This window comes from Pseudomonas sp. MF6747 (assembly GCF_963890955.1).
Lineage (GTDB): Bacteria > Pseudomonadota > Gammaproteobacteria > Pseudomonadales > Pseudomonadaceae > Aquipseudomonas.
Window position 1 is genome coordinate 292,221 of sequence record NZ_CAWPSZ010000023.1, and the last position, 15,965, is coordinate 308,185.

The 15,965-nt window shown below is 61.2% G+C and carries 13 protein-coding genes; 7 read left to right on the forward strand and 6 right to left on the reverse strand.

Annotation, left to right across the window (positions count from 1 at the left end; translation table 11 throughout):
• Nucleotides 1-291: 291 nt before the first annotated feature.
• Entirely contained in the window at nucleotides 292-2,079 is a 1,788-nt protein-coding gene (locus AACW30_RS20260) for an ABC transporter transmembrane domain-containing protein (protein ID WP_169368494.1), read from the reverse strand.
• Between the two features lie 258 nt (nucleotides 2,080-2,337).
• Here AACW30_RS20260 and AACW30_RS20265 point away from each other — a divergent pair, with 258 nt between their 5' ends.
• Nucleotides 2,338-2,511, forward strand: coding sequence for a PA1571 family protein (locus AACW30_RS20265; RefSeq protein ID WP_027604248.1), 174 nt, complete (start codon nucleotides 2,338-2,340; stop codon nucleotides 2,509-2,511).
• Nucleotides 2,512-2,596: 85 nt separating this feature from the next.
• Here the strand turns inward: AACW30_RS20265 and pdxB are convergent, their stop codons facing one another.
• Nucleotides 2,597-3,739: a 4-phosphoerythronate dehydrogenase PdxB gene (gene pdxB / locus AACW30_RS20270; protein WP_200623220.1), complete on the reverse strand. Its 1,143-nt coding sequence runs from the start codon at nucleotides 3,737-3,739 to the stop codon at nucleotides 2,597-2,599.
• A 301-nt stretch (nucleotides 3,740-4,040) separates the two neighbouring features.
• Here pdxB and AACW30_RS20275 point away from each other — a divergent pair, with 301 nt between their 5' ends.
• Nucleotides 4,041-5,423 (forward strand): MATE family efflux transporter, encoded by a 1,383-nt coding sequence (locus AACW30_RS20275; protein WP_200623221.1) that lies wholly within the window; start codon nucleotides 4,041-4,043, stop codon nucleotides 5,421-5,423.
• Here the strand turns inward: AACW30_RS20275 and tusA are convergent.
• Nucleotides 5,420-5,671, reverse strand: coding sequence for a sulfurtransferase TusA (tusA, locus tag AACW30_RS20280; RefSeq protein ID WP_119739175.1), 252 nt, complete (start codon nucleotides 5,669-5,671; stop codon nucleotides 5,420-5,422). The two genes, AACW30_RS20275 and tusA, sit on opposite strands and share 4 nt — an antisense overlap.
• 152 nt (nucleotides 5,672-5,823) lie before the next feature.
• The gene (gene rlmM, locus AACW30_RS20285) at nucleotides 5,824-6,900 is read right to left on the reverse strand and encodes a 23S rRNA (cytidine(2498)-2'-O)-methyltransferase RlmM (RefSeq protein ID WP_124416709.1); all 1,077 of its coding nucleotides are present in this window, start codon (nucleotides 6,898-6,900) and stop codon (nucleotides 5,824-5,826) included.
• 196 nt (nucleotides 6,901-7,096) lie between these two features.
• On the opposite strand from rlmM, the gene acnA reads away from it, so the two are divergent.
• Entirely contained in the window at nucleotides 7,097-9,838 is a 2,742-nt protein-coding gene (gene acnA, locus AACW30_RS20290; protein WP_119739172.1) for an aconitate hydratase AcnA, read from the forward strand.
• A gap of 133 nt (nucleotides 9,839-9,971) precedes the next feature.
• Here acnA and AACW30_RS20295 read toward each other — a convergent pair whose 3' ends face one another.
• On the reverse strand, nucleotides 9,972-10,910 hold the full coding sequence (locus AACW30_RS20295) for an aspartyl/asparaginyl beta-hydroxylase domain-containing protein (protein ID WP_200623224.1): 939 nt from the start codon (nucleotides 10,908-10,910) through the stop codon (nucleotides 9,972-9,974).
• 414 nt (nucleotides 10,911-11,324) lie between these two features.
• Nucleotides 11,325-12,299 carry a cysteine synthase A gene (gene cysK / locus AACW30_RS20300; RefSeq protein ID WP_119739169.1) on the reverse strand — a complete coding sequence of 325 codons (975 nt, stop codon included), beginning with the start codon at nucleotides 12,297-12,299 and terminating at the stop codon, nucleotides 11,325-11,327.
• A gap of 124 nt (nucleotides 12,300-12,423) precedes the next feature.
• Here cysK and AACW30_RS20305 point away from each other — a divergent pair, with 124 nt between their 5' ends.
• The 4 genes from AACW30_RS20305 to AACW30_RS20320 all read left to right on the forward strand — a co-directional run bounded on the left by AACW30_RS20305 (nucleotide 12,424) and on the right by AACW30_RS20320 (nucleotide 15,924).
• On the forward strand, nucleotides 12,424-13,497 hold the full coding sequence (locus AACW30_RS20305; protein WP_106576951.1) for a DUF748 domain-containing protein: 1,074 nt from the start codon (nucleotides 12,424-12,426) through the stop codon (nucleotides 13,495-13,497).
• Nucleotides 13,498-13,573: 76 nt separating this feature from the next.
• On the forward strand, nucleotides 13,574-13,807 hold the full coding sequence (locus AACW30_RS20310; protein ID WP_124416707.1) for a hypothetical protein: 234 nt from the start codon (nucleotides 13,574-13,576) through the stop codon (nucleotides 13,805-13,807).
• 93 nt (nucleotides 13,808-13,900) lie between these two features.
• Nucleotides 13,901-14,746: an AAA family ATPase gene (locus tag AACW30_RS20315; RefSeq protein ID WP_003210690.1), complete on the forward strand. Its 846-nt coding sequence runs from the start codon at nucleotides 13,901-13,903 to the stop codon at nucleotides 14,744-14,746.
• Complete coding sequence (locus AACW30_RS20320) at nucleotides 14,746-15,924, forward strand: vWA domain-containing protein (RefSeq protein WP_119739165.1); 1,179 nt, start codon at nucleotides 14,746-14,748, stop codon at nucleotides 15,922-15,924. Before AACW30_RS20315 ends, AACW30_RS20320 begins: the two co-directional genes overlap by 1 nt.
• Nucleotides 15,925-15,965: the final 41 nt, after the last annotated feature.

Sequence of the window (15,965 nt, forward strand, 5' to 3'; positions counted from 1 at the left end):
AGTCTTAGTGTGGAGAGCAGGCCTGTTGTGGCGAGCAGGCTTGCCCTGCGCTGGAGTGCGAAGCGCTCCCCATCCAGGCGCCTCGGCGTAACCGCTCAAACCGGGTAGTCAGGTTTTGGGGCTGCTACGCAGCCCAACGCGGGGCAAGCCCGCTCGCCACAACATGCCTACTTGCCACAACAAGCCCGCTCACCACAACAAGCCTACTTGCCACGACAAGCCCGCTCGCCACATCCGGCCTGCTAGCCACAACAAGCCTGCTCACCACAGGAACAGCGCAATGCAGGTCGGCTATGCCTCGCTTTTCGCGACCTCATCACCATCATTGAACTGCAACGCCGCCAACCGCGCATACAAAGGATTGCTCGCGATCAGTTGCTGATGCGTGCCCACCGCCACCAGCTTGCCCTGGTCCATCACCGCAATGCGGTCGGCGTTTTTCACCGTTGCCAATCGATGCGCAATCACCAACGTGGTACGGCCCTGCATCAGTTGCGGCAATGCCTGCTGAATCAAATGCTCGCTCTGGGCATCCAGTGCGCTGGTGGCTTCGTCCAACAGCAGGATCGGCGCGTCCACCAACAACGCACGGGCGATGGCCAGGCGTTGGCGCTGGCCGCCGGAGAGGCCCATGCCGCCGTCGCCAAGGTGAGTCTGATAACCCTGGGGCATTTGCAGGATGAAGTCGTGGGCATGGGCGATGCGCGCCGCAGCCTCGACCTGCGCGGTGGTGGCGGACGGGTTGCCGTAGCGGATGTTCTCTTCAACGCTGCCGAAAAACAGCGCCGGGCTTTGGGACACCAATGCGAAGTGGCGGCGCAGGTCCATCGGGTCGAGCGCGGTCAGCGCGTGGCCTTCGAGCAGAATGCGGCCGTGCTGGGGATCATAAAAACGCAGCAGCAGGTCGAAGATCGTGGATTTACCGGCGCCGGACGGCCCGACCAGTGCCAGGGTTTCGCCGGGATTAATGGTCAGGCTCAAACCATCGATGGCATAGCTGTCCGGGCGCGACGGGTAGGAAAAGCGCAGGTCTTGCAGTTCCATGCGGCCGCTGACGCGCTCCGGCAACCGTACGGTGCCATCGGCTGGCGCCTGGATTTCATTACTCGACTGCAACAACTCGCCAATCCGCTCGGCAGCACCGGCGGCGCGTTGCAGTTCGCCAAGTACTTCGCTTAACGTGCCGACCGCACTGCCGACGATCAGGCTGTAAAACACGAACGCGGCCAGCTCACCGCCGGAAATGCGCCCGCCAATCACGTCCATCCCGCCAACCCACAGCATCACGCCAACGGCGCCGAGCACCAGCATGATCACCAGCGTAATCAGCCAGGCGCGTTGCACGATCCGTTTGCGCGCGGTGGCAAAGGCCTCTTCCACGGTAACGGCAAAACGCTGCTCGTCCTGGACCTGATGGTTGTAGGCCTGCACGGTCTTGATCTGGCCGAGGGTCTCGGACACATAACTGCCGACGTCAGCGATACGGTCCTGGCTCAGGCGCGAGAGGCTACGCACACGCCGGCCGAAAATCAGGATCGGCGCCAGCACCAGCGGCAGCGCGATCACCACGATACTGGTGAGCTTGGGGTTGGTGACAAACAGCAGCACGATGCCGCCGATGACCATCAGGGCGTTGCGCAGGAACAGCGACAGCGAGGAGCCGATCACCGATTGCAACAAGGTGGTGTCGGTGGTCAACCGCGACTGGATTTCCGAGCTGCGATTGTTTTCGTAAAAGCCGGGGTGCAGGTAGATCAAATGGTTGAACACTTGGCGGCGAATATCCGCCACCACCCGCTCGCCGATCCACGACACCAGGTAAAACCGCGCAAATGTACCCACGGCCAGGCCCAGCACCAGAATCATGAACAGGCCAATGGATTGGTTGAGCAGGTGCGGCGACTGCGTCATGAAACCCTGGTCGACCAGCAGGCGAATGCCCTGCCCCATGGACAAGGTGATGCCTGCCGTGACGATCAGCGCCAGCAAGGCCCCCAGCGCCTGCCAACGGTAGGGCGCGATAAAGCGGCTGGCCAAGCGGATCGCACGGCGTTGACGGACTGAGAACATGGAGGGCATCACCTGCGCAGGGGAGATAAGTATCTACACCACAACATTGGGGGAACTTGAGTAAATAACAATGAGTCAGGTTAATTATGCCCGCCGATGCTGATCCCTAGAGGTTATCGGTCTAACCCCCAGCTGGAAATTTGTATCGCTTTCTGGTGGACTGGTTGTTCGAACCGGTGACTTTGTAAGGAGTTGTAATAGCTTGGTCACGCGGGGGGCTTAATGTAAGAAACACAGTAGGTACACAACCTGATGAGGAGACAGGCCATGACCTTGCAAAACAGCAGCGATGCCAAGATTGAAGTAATCCGCCAACCGCAGCATCTGCCTTGCTCCGTGATCGACGCTCAAGGCCGCGAAGTGCAGATTACCGAAGAGATGATCCAGCAAGCGTGCCGCGAACTGGAACAGCGCCTGGTCAAGCCTGCGCAGCAAGGCTGATACGCCCGAGCTCTTTCAAACCCGGCCCCTGTGGCCGGGTTTTTTATGCCTTGCGTATGCGCACGCCCCTTACCGGCGCGTTGCGTTAAAGCAGTTCGGCGCCCAGGGCGGTGACGATCGCCGACAGCGCGGCAGAGTCGCCATTGATTCGCACCTTCAAGCCGTCAATCTCACGGCGCTGCGGATAATGCTTGCGCAGCAGGTCGAACGCCTTGCGTTGCTCGTCCACAGAGCCTACGAGGCTACGGCGAAAATCCGCGTCATCACGGCGCGGGTCGTACACGCTGCGGCACAAGGTCGCCAACGCCCAGGCCGGGTCGGTCGAAGCGTTCAAGTGCACCTCGGCCAGCCAAGGCTGCGGCAGCAGATCGCTTAGCTGGATGCTCGGCGCCTGGCCCAGATGGGCGCAGAACGCCTGATAAATCTGTGCAGTGCCGCGCTGCTTGCCGTCGAGGCTGTACCCGGCGATATGCGGAGTGGCCAGCACACACAGGTCAGCCAGGTCGGCGTCCACTTCCGGCTCACCCTCCCACACGTCCAGCACGGCCTGCAGGTCCTCGCGCGCCAGCAACACTTCGCGCAGGGCCGCGTTATCCACCACCGGACCACGGCTGGCATTGATCAGCCAGGCGCCAGGCTTGAGGCGATTGAGGCGCTCGCGGTCAAACAAATGCCAGGTGGAGCCGTTGCCGGACTTGGTCAGCGGCGTGTGCAGGCTGATGACGTCGCACTGCTGGATGATCTGTTCGAGGCTGACGTAATCGCCGTCTTCAGCGATCTGGCGCGGCGGGTCACACACCAGCACGTTCCAGCCCAGGTCCTTGAGCACCTTGACCAACCGCCCGCCGACTTCACCGGCACCCACAACGCCGTAGGTGCGCTGATTGAGGTCAGCGCCTTCGATTTCGGCCAGGGTCTGCAGGCTGCCCAGCACATAGTCCACCACGCCACGCGCATTGCAGCCCGGCGCGCTGGACCAGGTGATGCCGGCCTGTTTGAAGTAATCCAGGTCCAGATGGTCGGTGCCGATGGTGCAAGTGCCGACAAACCGTACCTGCGTGCCTTCCAGCAACGCGCGATTGACGTTGGTCACCGAGCGCACCAGCAGCACGTCGGCCTGCTCGACCGTGGCGCGGTCGATGGACCGGCCGGGCACCCGGCGAATCTCGCCAAACCCTTCGAAGAATGCATCGAGCAGCGGGATATTTTCGTCGGCAACAATCAGCATGGCAGGCTCCTTTCGCGGACCAGCAGTGTACAGGGATGCGATCTGTGTAACACCGCAGATCCCAGGTGGGCAGTGCTTATGTGGGCGCCGGGCTTGCCCGCGATAGCATCACCTCGGTACAGCTGATGGACCGAGGCGTCTGCATCGAAGGCAAGCCAGCGCCCACACAAGCCAGCACACACAGGATTAATGCGGCTGGCGCAGGAGCGCTTACAAATCGCTAACACAGGTTTTTTCCTGACCGTTGCGTCAGCGCGTAGACTTCGCCGTCCTTTGCAATACTTTTACTGGACACTCGCACGTGAACACCGCCACTACCGCCCTCTCCCGCCCCGCCCGCGTCAGCCGCGAGGTGCGCAGCCTGCTGACCCTGGCCCTGCCGATCATGATCGGCCAACTCGCGACCACCGCCATGGGCTTCGTCGACGCGGTGATGGCCGGGCGCGTAAGCCCGCGAGACCTGGCAGCGGTGGCCCTGGGCAACTCGATCTGGATTCCGGTGTACCTGCTGATGACCGGCACCTTGCTGGCCACCACGCCCAAGGTCGCCCAGCGCTTCGGCGCCGGCCACTACACCGAGATCGGCCCGCTGGTGCGTCAATCGCTGTGGCTGGCCGTGGTGGTCGGGCTCACCGCGCTGCTGATGCTGGTCAGCGCCGAGCCGATCCTGCATGCGATGAGTGTCGACCCCGAGCTGATCAAACCGTGCATGGCCTACTTGCACGGCATCGCCTCCGGCATGCCGGCCATCGCCCTGTATTACGTGCTGCGCTGCTTCAGCGATGGCCTGGGCCGCACGCGCCCGAGCATGGTCATGGGCCTGTGCGGGCTGGCGCTGAATATTCCGCTGAACTACGTGTTCATTTATGGCCACTTCGGCGTGCCGGCCATGGGCGGCGTGGGTTGCGGCTGGGCCACGGCAATCGTGATGTGGGTGATGATGCTCGGCCTGGCCGCGTGGACGCGCTGGGCACCGGCCTATCAGAGCAGCGAGCTGTTCAAGCGTTTCGACTGGCCACAATGGTCGGTGATAAAGCGTGTGCTGAGCATCGGCCTGCCGATTGGCATCGCGGTGTTTGCCGAATCGAGCATCTTTGCGGTGATCGCCCTGCTGATCGGCAGCCTGGGCGCCAGCGTAGTGGCCGGGCACCAGATCGCGCTGAACTTCAGTTCGCTGGTGTTCATGATCCCTTACTCGCTGAGCATGGCCGTGACCGTGCGTGTCGGCCAGGCCCTGGGCCGCGGCGAGCCGCGTGAGGCGCGTTTCGCCGCTGGAGTCGGCATGGGCACGGCGCTGACCTACGCGTGCCTGTCGTGCAGCCTGATGCTGCTGTTTCGCGAGCAAATTGCCACGATCTACACCCCGGATCCCTCGGTGATCCACGTGGCGTCGATGCTGATCGTGTTTGCGGCGCTGTTCCAGTTTTCGGACGCGATCCAGGTCACGGCCGCCGGCGCGCTGCGGGGCTATCAGGACACACGGGTGACCATGGTGCTGACCTTGTTCGCGTATTGGGGCGTGGGGTTGCCGGTGGGTTACGCGCTGGGGCTGACCGATTGGCTGGGCGCCGCCAGTGGGCCCAGTGGCTTGTGGCAGGGATTGATCGTGGGCTTGAGCTGCGCCGCCGCGATGCTGGTGATCCGCCTGGCACGCAGCGCGCGCCGGCGGATTCGCCTGGTTTAATCGGCCTTCTTGCGAATCCAGTACAGGTACGTACCGGCCTGTTCCTGCTGATCCACCAGTTCGTGGTCCAGAAACACGCAGAACTTGGGAATATCGCGGCGGGTGGACGGGTCGGTCGCAATCACCTTGAGCAAGCCGCCGGGCGGCAAGTCGCGGATGTGCTGGTGCAGCATCATCACCGGCTCCGGGCAGTTGAGGCCGGTGGCGTCGAGCACGGCGTCTGCCGGCAATTCGAGGGGCTGGTTCATACATCACTCCTGAAACGTGCACCGCTCAAATGTGGGAGCGGCGGTTCGACTTGCTCGCGAAGACGCGGGCACATTCAACATAAATTTCGACGGTTATACCGCTTTCGCGAGCAAGCCCGCTGCCACATGGGTCTTGTGGTCACCTCAAGGTGTCAGCGGGACTTCTGTTTCTTCGCATCCACCAGCCGACGCAAGTGGCAGGTCACTTCCTCACGGTCGTGGTACAGCTGCTTGCAGCCGATCTCAACACGAATACCACGCGCCTTGAAGCCGTCTTCAATGCGCTCCAGCAAACGCTTCACCTCGGCGTAACGCTGCTTCATCGGCAACTTCAGGTTCACCACCGCCTCACGGCAATAGCCTTCGCCAATCCAGGTTTCCAGCAGGGCCGCGTTACGCGCCGGCTTCTCGACGATATCGCACACCATCCAGTCCACCGGCTGCTTGGGCACAAAGGTAAAGCCGTCGGCCATCAGGTGCTGAACCAGGCCGGTGTCCATCAGGCTTTCGGCCATTGGGCCGTTGTCGATGGCCGTAACCAACATGCCACGGTTGACCAATTGCCAGGTCCAGCCGCCAGGCGCTGCGCCGAGGTCGACGCCGGTCATGTCGCTGTGCAGGCGCTCATCCCACTGGTCGCGGGGGATGAAGTGGTGCCAGGCCTCTTCCAGCTTCAGGGTGGAGCGGCTAGGTGCCTCACGCGGGAACTTGAGGCGCGGGATGCCCATCGGCCACATCGCCGAGTTGTTCGACTCGGCCAGGCCCATGAACACTTCGCGGCCGCTCTTGAACGTCAGCAGCAGGCGCGGCTTGCTCGGGTCGTCGACCAGCTTGCCGGCATTCAGCAAGGCTTTGCGCAGGTGCACTTCGAATTTCTTGCAGAAGTTCGACAGTTCCTTGCCGTCGTTGGTGTCGACCATCTCCAGCCACAGGCTGCCGCACACCGGGAAGCCTTGCAGGTGCGCGAGGATCACGCTGATACGGTCGGTTTCCGGCAGGTCGATGAACACCCCGCGCGCCCACTGCCTTGGGAAGATCAGCTCGGCAAAGCGCTGGCCGTGCATCAGGCGCTGGGCGCCGTCTTCTTCGGTGCAGACAAATTCGGCACACGCGCTGCCGGTCTTGGTCTTGGCATAGCCGGAAACGTTGAGGCGCGCGGCGTGTTCCGCGATCTCGGAACAGACTTCGCCTTCAAAACCCGGCCGGCAGTGCATAAAAAGGGTGTTCATCAACTCTCCTGGTGAATCAACCGGCATTGCGCTATCGCACTACCTGTCATGAAAACGCGCGCATGATAGCCGAGTTCGGAACCTTGGACTTAACGATAGAGTCCAGTTATTAGCCTGCTAATGAAAACAGGGCTAAGTTGATAGCTCTGTTCGTCCCGTCAGGTCCGTAGCCGTGCGGACCATAAGGAGTCATGTAATGTCATCCCTTGATAGCCTGAGAACCCTTAAAACCCTGCAAATCGACGACAAGACCTACCACTACTTCAGCTTGCCCGAAGCCGCCAAGAGCCTGGGTGACCTGGACAAGCTGCCGATGTCCCTCAAGGTGCTGCTGGAAAACCTGCTGCGCTGGGAAGATGACAAAACCGTCACCGGCACCGACCTCAAGGCCATCGCCGCCTGGCTCAAAGAGCGCCAGTCCGACCGCGAAATCCAATACCGCCCGGCCCGCGTGCTGATGCAAGACTTTACCGGCGTGCCCGCCGTGGTCGACCTGGCCGCCATGCGCGCCGCCGTGGCCAAGGCCGGTGGCGACCCGCAGCGCATCAACCCGCTCTCCCCCGTGGACCTGGTCATCGACCACTCGGTGATGGTCGACAAATTCGGCAGCACCAGCGCGTTCGAGCAAAACGTCGACATCGAAATGCAGCGCAACGGTGAACGCTACGCCTTCCTGCGTTGGGGCCAAAGCGCCTTTGACAACTTCAGCGTGGTGCCACCGGGCACCGGCATCTGCCACCAGGTCAACCTTGAATACCTGGGCCGCACCGTGTGGACCAAGGACGAAGACGGCCGCACCTACGCCTTCCCGGACACGCTGGTAGGCACCGACTCGCACACCACCATGATCAACGGCCTCGGCGTACTCGGCTGGGGCGTGGGCGGCATCGAAGCAGAAGCGGCGATGCTCGGCCAGCCGGTGTCGATGCTGATTCCGGAAGTGATCGGCTTCAAGCTCACCGGCAAACTCAAGGAAGGCATCACCGCCACCGACCTGGTGCTGACCGTCACCCAGATGCTGCGTAAAAAAGGCGTGGTGGGTAAGTTCGTCGAGTTCTACGGCGACGGCCTGGCCGACCTGCCGCTGGCCGACCGCGCCACCATCGCCAACATGGCGCCGGAATACGGCGCCACCTGCGGCTTTTTCCCGGTGGATGAGGTGACGCTGGACTACCTGCGCCTGTCCGGTCGCCCTGCCGAAACCGTCAAGCTGGTGGAGGCCTACACCAAGGCCCAGGGCCTGTGGCGCATCGCCGGCCAGGAGCCGGTATTCACCGACACCCTGGCGCTGGACATGGGCAGCGTCGAAGCCAGCCTCGCCGGGCCTAAACGCCCGCAGGACCGTGTGTCTCTGCCGAATGTAGGCCAGGCCTTCAGCGATTTCCTCGACCTGCAATTCAAACCGACCAGCAAAGAAGAAGGTCGCCTGGAAAGCGAAGGCGGCGGCGGGGTCGCCGTGGGCAACGCCGACTTGGTGGGCGAAACCGACTATGAGTACGACGGCCACACCTATCGCCTGAAAAACGGCGCCGTGGTGATTGCCGCGATTACCTCATGCACCAACACGTCCAACCCCAGCGTGATGATGGCCGCAGGCCTGGTGGCGAAAAAAGCCGTGGAAAAAGGCCTCACCAGCAAACCCTGGGTAAAAACCTCGCTGGCGCCTGGCTCCAAAGTGGTCACCGACTATTACAAGGCGGCGGGCCTCACCCAATACCTTGACCAACTCGGCTTCGACCTTGTGGGTTACGGCTGCACCACGTGCATCGGTAACTCCGGTCCATTGCCTGAACCGATCGAAAAAGCCATCCAAAAAGCCGACCTCGCCGTCGCCTCGGTGCTCTCCGGCAACCGTAACTTCGAGGGCCGCGTGCACCCCCTGGTGAAAACCAACTGGCTGGCCTCGCCGCCCCTGGTGGTCGCCTACGCCTTGGCCGGTACGGTGCGCATCGACATCAGCAGCGAGCCGCTGGGCGAAGGCAAAGACGGCAAGCCGGTGTACCTGAAAGACATCTGGCCAAGCAGCAAGGAAATCGCCGACGCCGTGGCTCAAGTCAGCACCGGCATGTTCCACAAGGAATATGCCGAGGTGTTTGCCGGCGATGAGCAGTGGCAAGCGATTGAAGTGCCGCAAGCGGCGACTTACGTATGGCAGAAAGACTCTACGTACATCCAGCACCCACCGTTCTTCGACGACATCGCCGGGCCACTGCCGGTCATCGAGGACGTCAAAGGCGCCAACGTACTGGCCTTGCTGGGCGATTCGGTGACCACCGACCACATCTCCCCTGCTGGCAACATCAAGGCCGACAGCCCCGCTGGACGCTACCTGCGCGAGCAGGGCGTGGAGCCGCGTGACTTCAACTCCTACGGCTCACGCCGGGGCAACCATGAAGTGATGATGCGCGGCACGTTTGCCAATATCCGTATCCGCAACGAAATGCTCGGCGGCGAAGAAGGCGGCAACACGCTGTACATCCCCACCGGCGAGAAAATGCCGATCTACGATGCGGCCATGAAATACCAGGCGTCGGGCACACCGCTGGTGGTGATCGCCGGCCAGGAGTACGGCACCGGCTCAAGCCGCGATTGGGCAGCCAAGGGCACCAACCTGCTGGGGGTCAAGGCAGTGATCGCCGAGAGCTTCGAGCGCATTCACCGTTCCAACCTGGTGGGCATGGGCGTGCTGCCGTTGCAGTTCAAGCTGGATCAGAACCGCAAGGCGCTGAAACTCACCGGCAAGGAGAAGATCGACATTCTTGGGCTGACCCATGCCGAGATCGAGCCGCGGATGAACCTGACGTTGGTGATTACGCGCGAGGATGGCAGCAGCGAGAAGGTCGAAGTGCTGTGCCGGATCGACACCCTCAATGAAGTGGAATACTTCAAGGCCGGCGGGATTCTGCACTATGTGCTGCGCCAGTTGATCGCCTCTTAAGCAATACTGCAAAACCAATGTGGGAGGGGGCTTGCCCCCGATGGCGGTGGATCAGGTATAGATACTCAGCCTGACACACCGCTGTCGGGGGCAAGCCCCCTCCCACCTTTCAACCTGTGTTTAACCATTCAAATCAGCTGAACAGCCACTTCCACAGCAGCACCAGCACGATAACCGCCAGCACCGGCCGCGCAATGCGGTAGGCCTTGGGATGCTTGCGCTTCCATTGCTTGACCACACCGCTGAACTTGTCGCTGAAGGTCTTGCTCCAGGCATACGCCTGGTTGATCCCGCCAACGCGTTCATCGTCCAGGTTCTGCGGCGCAGTGGCGCGACCCAGTTGCTTGCTGACCCAACGGTTGACGCGGGTCATGATGCGGTTGCTCAGCGGGCGTTCGATGTCGCAGAACAGGATCACGCGGGTCTGGTCGGTTTCGTTCTTCACCCAGTGCACGTAGGTTTCGTCGAACATCACGTCCTCACCGTCGCGCCAGGCATAGACCTGGCCGTCGACGAAGATGCGGCAATCGTCGGAGTTTGGCGTGGACAGCCCGAGGTGATAGCGCAGGGAACCGGCAAACGGGTCGCGGTGCGGGTTGAGGTGACTGCCGCCCGGCAACAGCGCGAACATCGCGCCCTTGACGTTGGGGATGCTGCTGACCAGGGCCACGGTTTTCGGGCACAGCGCCTCGGCCGATGGCAGCGGTTTGTCGTACCACTTGAGGTAGAAACGCTTCCAGCCCTTCTTGAAGAACGAACCGAAACCGGCGTCGTTGTTCTTTTCGGCGGCGCGGATGTAACCCTCGTCGAACAGGTGCATGGCCTCTTCGCGGATCACTTCCCAATTGTCCTTGAGCACATCCAGCTCCGGGAACTTGCTGCGGTCCAGGTACGGTTTGGACGGCACGGCCGAGAACAGGTACATCAGGGCGTTATAGGGTGCAAACAGCGCCGAATGGTTGACGAACTGACGCAACAGCGGCAAACGCGCCTTGCCACGCAGGTGCACATACAGCGTGCTGCCGATAAACAACAGCAACACCGACAGTTTGGCGGCCAAAGAAAAGGTCATGCAGCAACTCCTGGAAATAAGCGCCTGGCCAACAGCCTCCCGTCGACGGGAAACCAGACGTAGCAGCCGGCCATGATAAACACTTGGGCCATTATGCAGAAGGGCCAGGCCGACCGGCTGACATAAATCAACACCCTGGGGCCCTTGTGGCTTGCGGGCCGGTAGTGACCTGCAAGCGTGTAATGGCCTGCAAGCTTGTAGTGGCCTGCAAGCTGGCCGTGGCGAGCGGGCTTGCCCCGCGTTGGAGCGCGCAGCGCTCCCACTTCAGACGTCGCGGTGTACCTGATAGACCGCGTTGTCAGGTTTTAGGGGCTGCTTCGCAGCCCAACGCGGGACAAGCCCGCTCGCCACAGCAAGCCCACAGGCCACATCAAGCCGCTCGCCACAACAGCCCTACTTGCTACACAGTACCGATCAGGCCTGGGTTTCCTGGTCGGTGAACAAATCGCTGAACAGCATGCTCGACAGGTAGCGCTCACCGGAGTCCGGCAGGATCACCACGATGGTCTTGCCCTGCATTTCCGGTTTCTCGGCCAGACGCACGGCCACGGCCATTGCGGCGCCACAGGAAATACCGCACAGAATTCCCTCTTCCTGCATCAGCCGCAGGGCCATGGCCTTGGATTCCTCGTCGGTCACCAGCTCCACGCGGTCAACCATCGACAGATCGAGGTTTTTCGGCACAAACCCGGCGCCGATGCCCTGGATCTTGTGCGGGCTCGGCTTGATCTCTTCACCGGCCAACGCCTGGGTGATGACCGGCGAGACAATCGGCTCTACCGCCACCGACAAAATCGGCTTGCCCGCCGTGTTCTTGATATAACGCGACACGCCGGTGATGGTGCCGCCAGTGCCTACGCCCGCGACCAGCACGTCCACGGCACCATCGGTGTCGTTCCAGATTTCCGGGCCGGTGGTTTTTTCGTGGATCGCCGGGTTGGCCGGGTTTTCGAACTGCGCCGGCATGAAGTAGGTGGCCGGGTCGCTGGCGACGATCTCGCCAGCCTTGTCGATCGCGCCTTTCATGCCTTTGGCCGGCTCGGTCAACACCAGCTCGGCGCCAAGCGCCTTGAGCACTTTACGCCGCTCGATGCTCATCGATGCTGGCATGGTCAGCAGCAGCTTATAGCCACGGGCGGCGGCCACAAACGCCAGGCCGATGCCGGTGTTGCCGGAAGTCGGTTCTACAATGGTCATGCCCGGCTTGAGTTTGCCGGTGCTTTCGGCGTCCCAGATCATGTTTGCGCCGATGCGGCACTTCACCGAATAACCTGGGTTACGCCCCTCGATCTTGGCCAGGATGGTCACGCCACGCGGTGCGATGCGGTTGATCTGCACCAGGGGCGTGTTACCGATGGAGTGCGCGTTGTCTGCAAAGATACGGCTCATGACGGGTCCTTAAGGCAATTTCAACAAGGCCACAAGGGTATGCCTCAGGCCGGTAGGCGTCCAGTCAGAGGAACGTTGGGCCGGTACGCGCGGTCCATCGCCTATAACGTTGGAGAACCTGCACATGAAACGTCGCTACAGTGGGCTGCTATGGATCGTTGCCGTACTGGTGGTAGTACTGATTGCCCTGGACCTCGCCCTGCCCTACCTGGTGCGCAACTACCTGAACGACAAGCTCGCCGACATGGGCGATTACCGTGGCCAGGTCACGGATGTGGACGTGGCGCTGTGGCGCGGGGCCTATAAAATCAACGGCCTGCAGATCGTCAAAGTCGACGGTAAAGTGCCGGTTCCGTTCGTCAAGGCGCCGGTGATCGACGTGTCGGTGAGCTGGCATTCATTGTGGTACGACCATGCGGTGGTGGCCGAGGTGCAGTTCTTCCAGCCGGAGTTGAACTTCGTCGACGGTGGCAACCAGCAGGCATCGCAGACCGGTAAAGGCACCGACTGGCGTGAACAGTTGGGCAAATTGTTGCCGATCACCCTCAACGAAGTCCGCATTCAGGACGGCAAGATTGCCTTTCACAACTTCAATTCCAAGCCTGCGGTGAATATCTACGCCACCCAGGTCAACGCCAGCTTCTACAACCTGACCAATGTGGTGGACATCAAAGGCAAGCGGGACGCCACCTTTGAAGGCAAGGCGCAATTGCTCGGCCAGGCGCCCCTGGAGGCCACCGCGGCTTTCGACCCGCTGAGCAACTTCGAAGACTTCGAATTCCGCTTTCGCGCCAAGGATATTCAACTCAAACGCCTGAATGACTTCGCGTCGGCGTACGGCAAGTTCGACTTCAAGGCCGGCACCGGTGATGTGGTGGTCGAAGCACAGGCTGAAAAAGGCCAACTGAGCGGTTATATCAAGCCGCTGCTGCGCGACGTAGAGGTGTTCGACTGGAAACAGGATGTCGAAAATAAGGACAAGAATATCTTCCGCTCAATCTGGGAAGCCGTGGTTGGCGCCAGCGAGACCGTATTAAAAAACCAGAACAAAAACCAGTTTGCCACCCGCGTGGAACTCAGCGGCAGCGTGCACCAGCAAAATATCAGCGCGTTCTCGGCATTTTTGGCGATTTTGCGTAATGGTTTTATCCAGGCGTTCAATGCGCGGTATGAACAACCCAAGCCCAGCGCGGACTGAGCCGCACGCCGACCGGGAGATGGCTTAGCGATTAGCGTGCCGACGGGTGAATGACCAACGAGTAAGGAAACTGAGCATGCGCATTACAGGCTGGATACTGACAATTATTGGCTACCTTTTGGCCTATTCAGGCTTCGTGAAAATAGTGGGGTTCGCCATGCACGGCGGCCCCATCGCCGGCATGATGATCCTCGCCGGGACGGTCACCCTGGTGCTGGCCGCACTGGCCCTTTGGGGCGGTAGCAAGCTCAGGGACAAAGCGGACGCGCGGGCGTACGCGTTGGAGAAAGCCACCAAGGGTCGCGCGTGACCGGCCATTCAGAGACTGAATAACCCGTCTGCGTTCACAGTCGCCGGGGCTGCACGGTATAGTCCGGGCATTGATGAATTCGAGGAATGACCGATGAAGTTCGAAGGCACCCAGGCCTATGTGGCTACCGATGACCTGAAACTGGCCGTCAACGCCGCCATCACCCTGGAACGGCCGCTGCTGGTCAAGGGCGAGCCCGGCACCGGCAAGACCATGCTTGCCGAGCAATTGGCCGAATCCTTCGGCGCCAAGCTGATCACCTGGCACATCAAATCCACCACCAAGGCACATCAGGGCCTCTACGAGTACGACGCGGTCAGCCGCCTGCGCGACTCGCAACTGGGCGTGGACAAGGTCCACGATGTGCGCAACTACCTGAAGAAGGGCAAGCTCTGGGAAGCCTTCGAGTCCGAGGAGCGCGTGATTCTGCTGATCGATGAAATCGACAAGGCCGACATCGAGTTCCCCAACGACTTGCTGCAAGAACTCGACAAGATGGAGTTCTACGTCTACGAAATCGACGAGACCATCAAGGCCAAGAAACGCCCGATCATCATCATTACCTCCAACAACGAGAAAGAGCTGCCGGACGCGTTTCTGCGCCGCTGCTTCTTCCATTACATCGCCTTCCCTGACCGCACCACCCTGCAAAAGATCGTCGATGTGCACTACCCCGACATCAAGAAAGACCTGGTCAGCGAAGCGCTGGACGTGTTCTTCGACGTGCGCAAGGTGCCAGGCCTGAAGAAAAAGCCGTCCACCTCCGAACTGGTCGACTGGCTCAAGCTGCTGATGGCCGACAACATCGGCGAAGCCGTGCTGCGCGAACGCGACCCCACCAAAGCCATTCCACCGTTGGCCGGCGCCCTGGTGAAAAACGAGCAAGACGTGCAGTTGCTGGAACGTCTGGCCTTCATGAGCCGTCGCGGTAATCGATAATGTTGCTCAACCTGTTCAATGAGATGCGTGCCGCCAAGGTGCCGGTGTCGGTGCGCGAGCTGCTCGACCTGATCAACGCGCTGAAACAGCGTGTGGTCTTCGCCGACATGGACGAGTTTTACTACCTGGCCCGTGCGATTCTGGTCAAGGACGAGCGGCATTTCGACAAGTTCGACCGCGCGTTCGGTGCCTATTTCAACGGCCTGGAAAAGCTCGACGACCACCTGCAGGCGCTGATCCCCGAAGAGTGGCTGCGCAAGGAGTTCGAACGCTCGTTGAGCGATGAAGAGCGTGCGCAGATCCAGTCCCTCGGTGGCCTGGACAAGCTCATCGAAGAATTCAAGAAACGCCTGGAAGAACAGAAAGAGCGCCATGCCGGCGGCAACAAGTGGATCGGCACCGGCGGCACCAGCCCGTTCGGCTCCGGCGGCTACAACCCGGAAGGCATCCGTGTGGGTGAGGCCGGCAAGCGCCAGGGCAAGGCGGTAAAAGTCTGGGACCAGCGCGAGTACAAGAACCTCGACGATCAGGTGGAACTGGGCACGCGCAACATCAAGATTGCCCTGCGCCGCCTGCGCAAGTTCGCGCGCCAGGGTGCGGCCGAAGAGCTGGACATCGACGGCACCATCGACCACACCGCCCGCGATGCCGGGCTGCTGAATATCCAGATGCGTCCGGAGCGGCGCAACACCATCAAACTGCTGTTGCTGTTCGACATCGGCGGCTCAATGGACGCCCACGTGAAGATCTGCGAAGAGCTGTTCTCTGCGTGCAAGACCGAGTTCAAGCACCTGGAGTACTTCTACTTCCATAACTTCGTGTACGAGTCGGTGTGGAAGAACAACCAGCGCCGCACCTCCGAACGCACCTCCACCCAGGACTTGCTGCATAAATACGGCGCCGATTACAAAGTGATCTTTATCGGCGATGCGTCGATGGCACCGTATGAAATCACCCAGGCCGGCGGCAGCGTCGAGCACTGGAATGAGGAGCCTGGGTACGTGTGGATGCAGCGCTTCATGGCCAAGTACAAGAAGCTGATCTGGATTAACCCGTACCCGAAAGACACGTGGGGGTATACGGCGTCGACGGGAATTGTGCGCGAGCTGGTGGAAGATCAGATGTATCCGCTGACGCTGCGGGGCCTGGAAGAAGGGATGCGCTTTCTCTCCAAGTAACTCAAACCTCCCACGCAACGCACATCCCATGTGGGAGGGGG

What these genes read in the sequence shown, in the direction of transcription:
- AACW30_RS20305 (WP_106576951.1), top strand. Translation starts at nt 12,424, where the DNA reads ATGAAACGTCGCTACAGTGGGCTGCTATGGATCGTTGCCGTACTGGTG.
- AACW30_RS20265 (WP_027604248.1), top strand. Translation starts at nt 2,338, where the DNA reads ATGACCTTGCAAAACAGCAGCGATGCCAAGATTGAAGTAATCCGCCAA.
- AACW30_RS20310 (WP_124416707.1), top strand. Translation starts at nt 13,574, where the DNA reads ATGCGCATTACAGGCTGGATACTGACAATTATTGGCTACCTTTTGGCC.
- AACW30_RS20295 (WP_200623224.1), bottom strand. Translation starts at nt 10,910, where the DNA reads ATGACCTTTTCTTTGGCCGCCAAACTGTCGGTGTTGCTGTTGTTTATC.
- rlmM (WP_124416709.1), bottom strand. Translation starts at nt 6,900, where the DNA reads ATGAACACCCTTTTTATGCACTGCCGGCCGGGTTTTGAAGGCGAAGTC.
- pdxB (WP_200623220.1), bottom strand. Translation starts at nt 3,739, where the DNA reads ATGCTGATTGTTGCCGACGAAAATATCCCGCTGCTCGATGCATTCTTC.
- acnA (WP_119739172.1), top strand. Translation starts at nt 7,097, where the DNA reads ATGTCATCCCTTGATAGCCTGAGAACCCTTAAAACCCTGCAAATCGAC.
- AACW30_RS20260 (WP_169368494.1), bottom strand. Translation starts at nt 2,079, where the DNA reads ATGCCCTCCATGTTCTCAGTCCGTCAACGCCGTGCGATCCGCTTGGCC.
- AACW30_RS20320 (WP_119739165.1), top strand. Translation starts at nt 14,746, where the DNA reads ATGTTGCTCAACCTGTTCAATGAGATGCGTGCCGCCAAGGTGCCGGTG.
- cysK (WP_119739169.1), bottom strand. Translation starts at nt 12,299, where the DNA reads ATGAGCCGTATCTTTGCAGACAACGCGCACTCCATCGGTAACACGCCC.
- tusA (WP_119739175.1), bottom strand. Translation starts at nt 5,671, where the DNA reads ATGAACCAGCCCCTCGAATTGCCGGCAGACGCCGTGCTCGACGCCACC.
- AACW30_RS20315 (WP_003210690.1), top strand. Translation starts at nt 13,901, where the DNA reads ATGAAGTTCGAAGGCACCCAGGCCTATGTGGCTACCGATGACCTGAAA.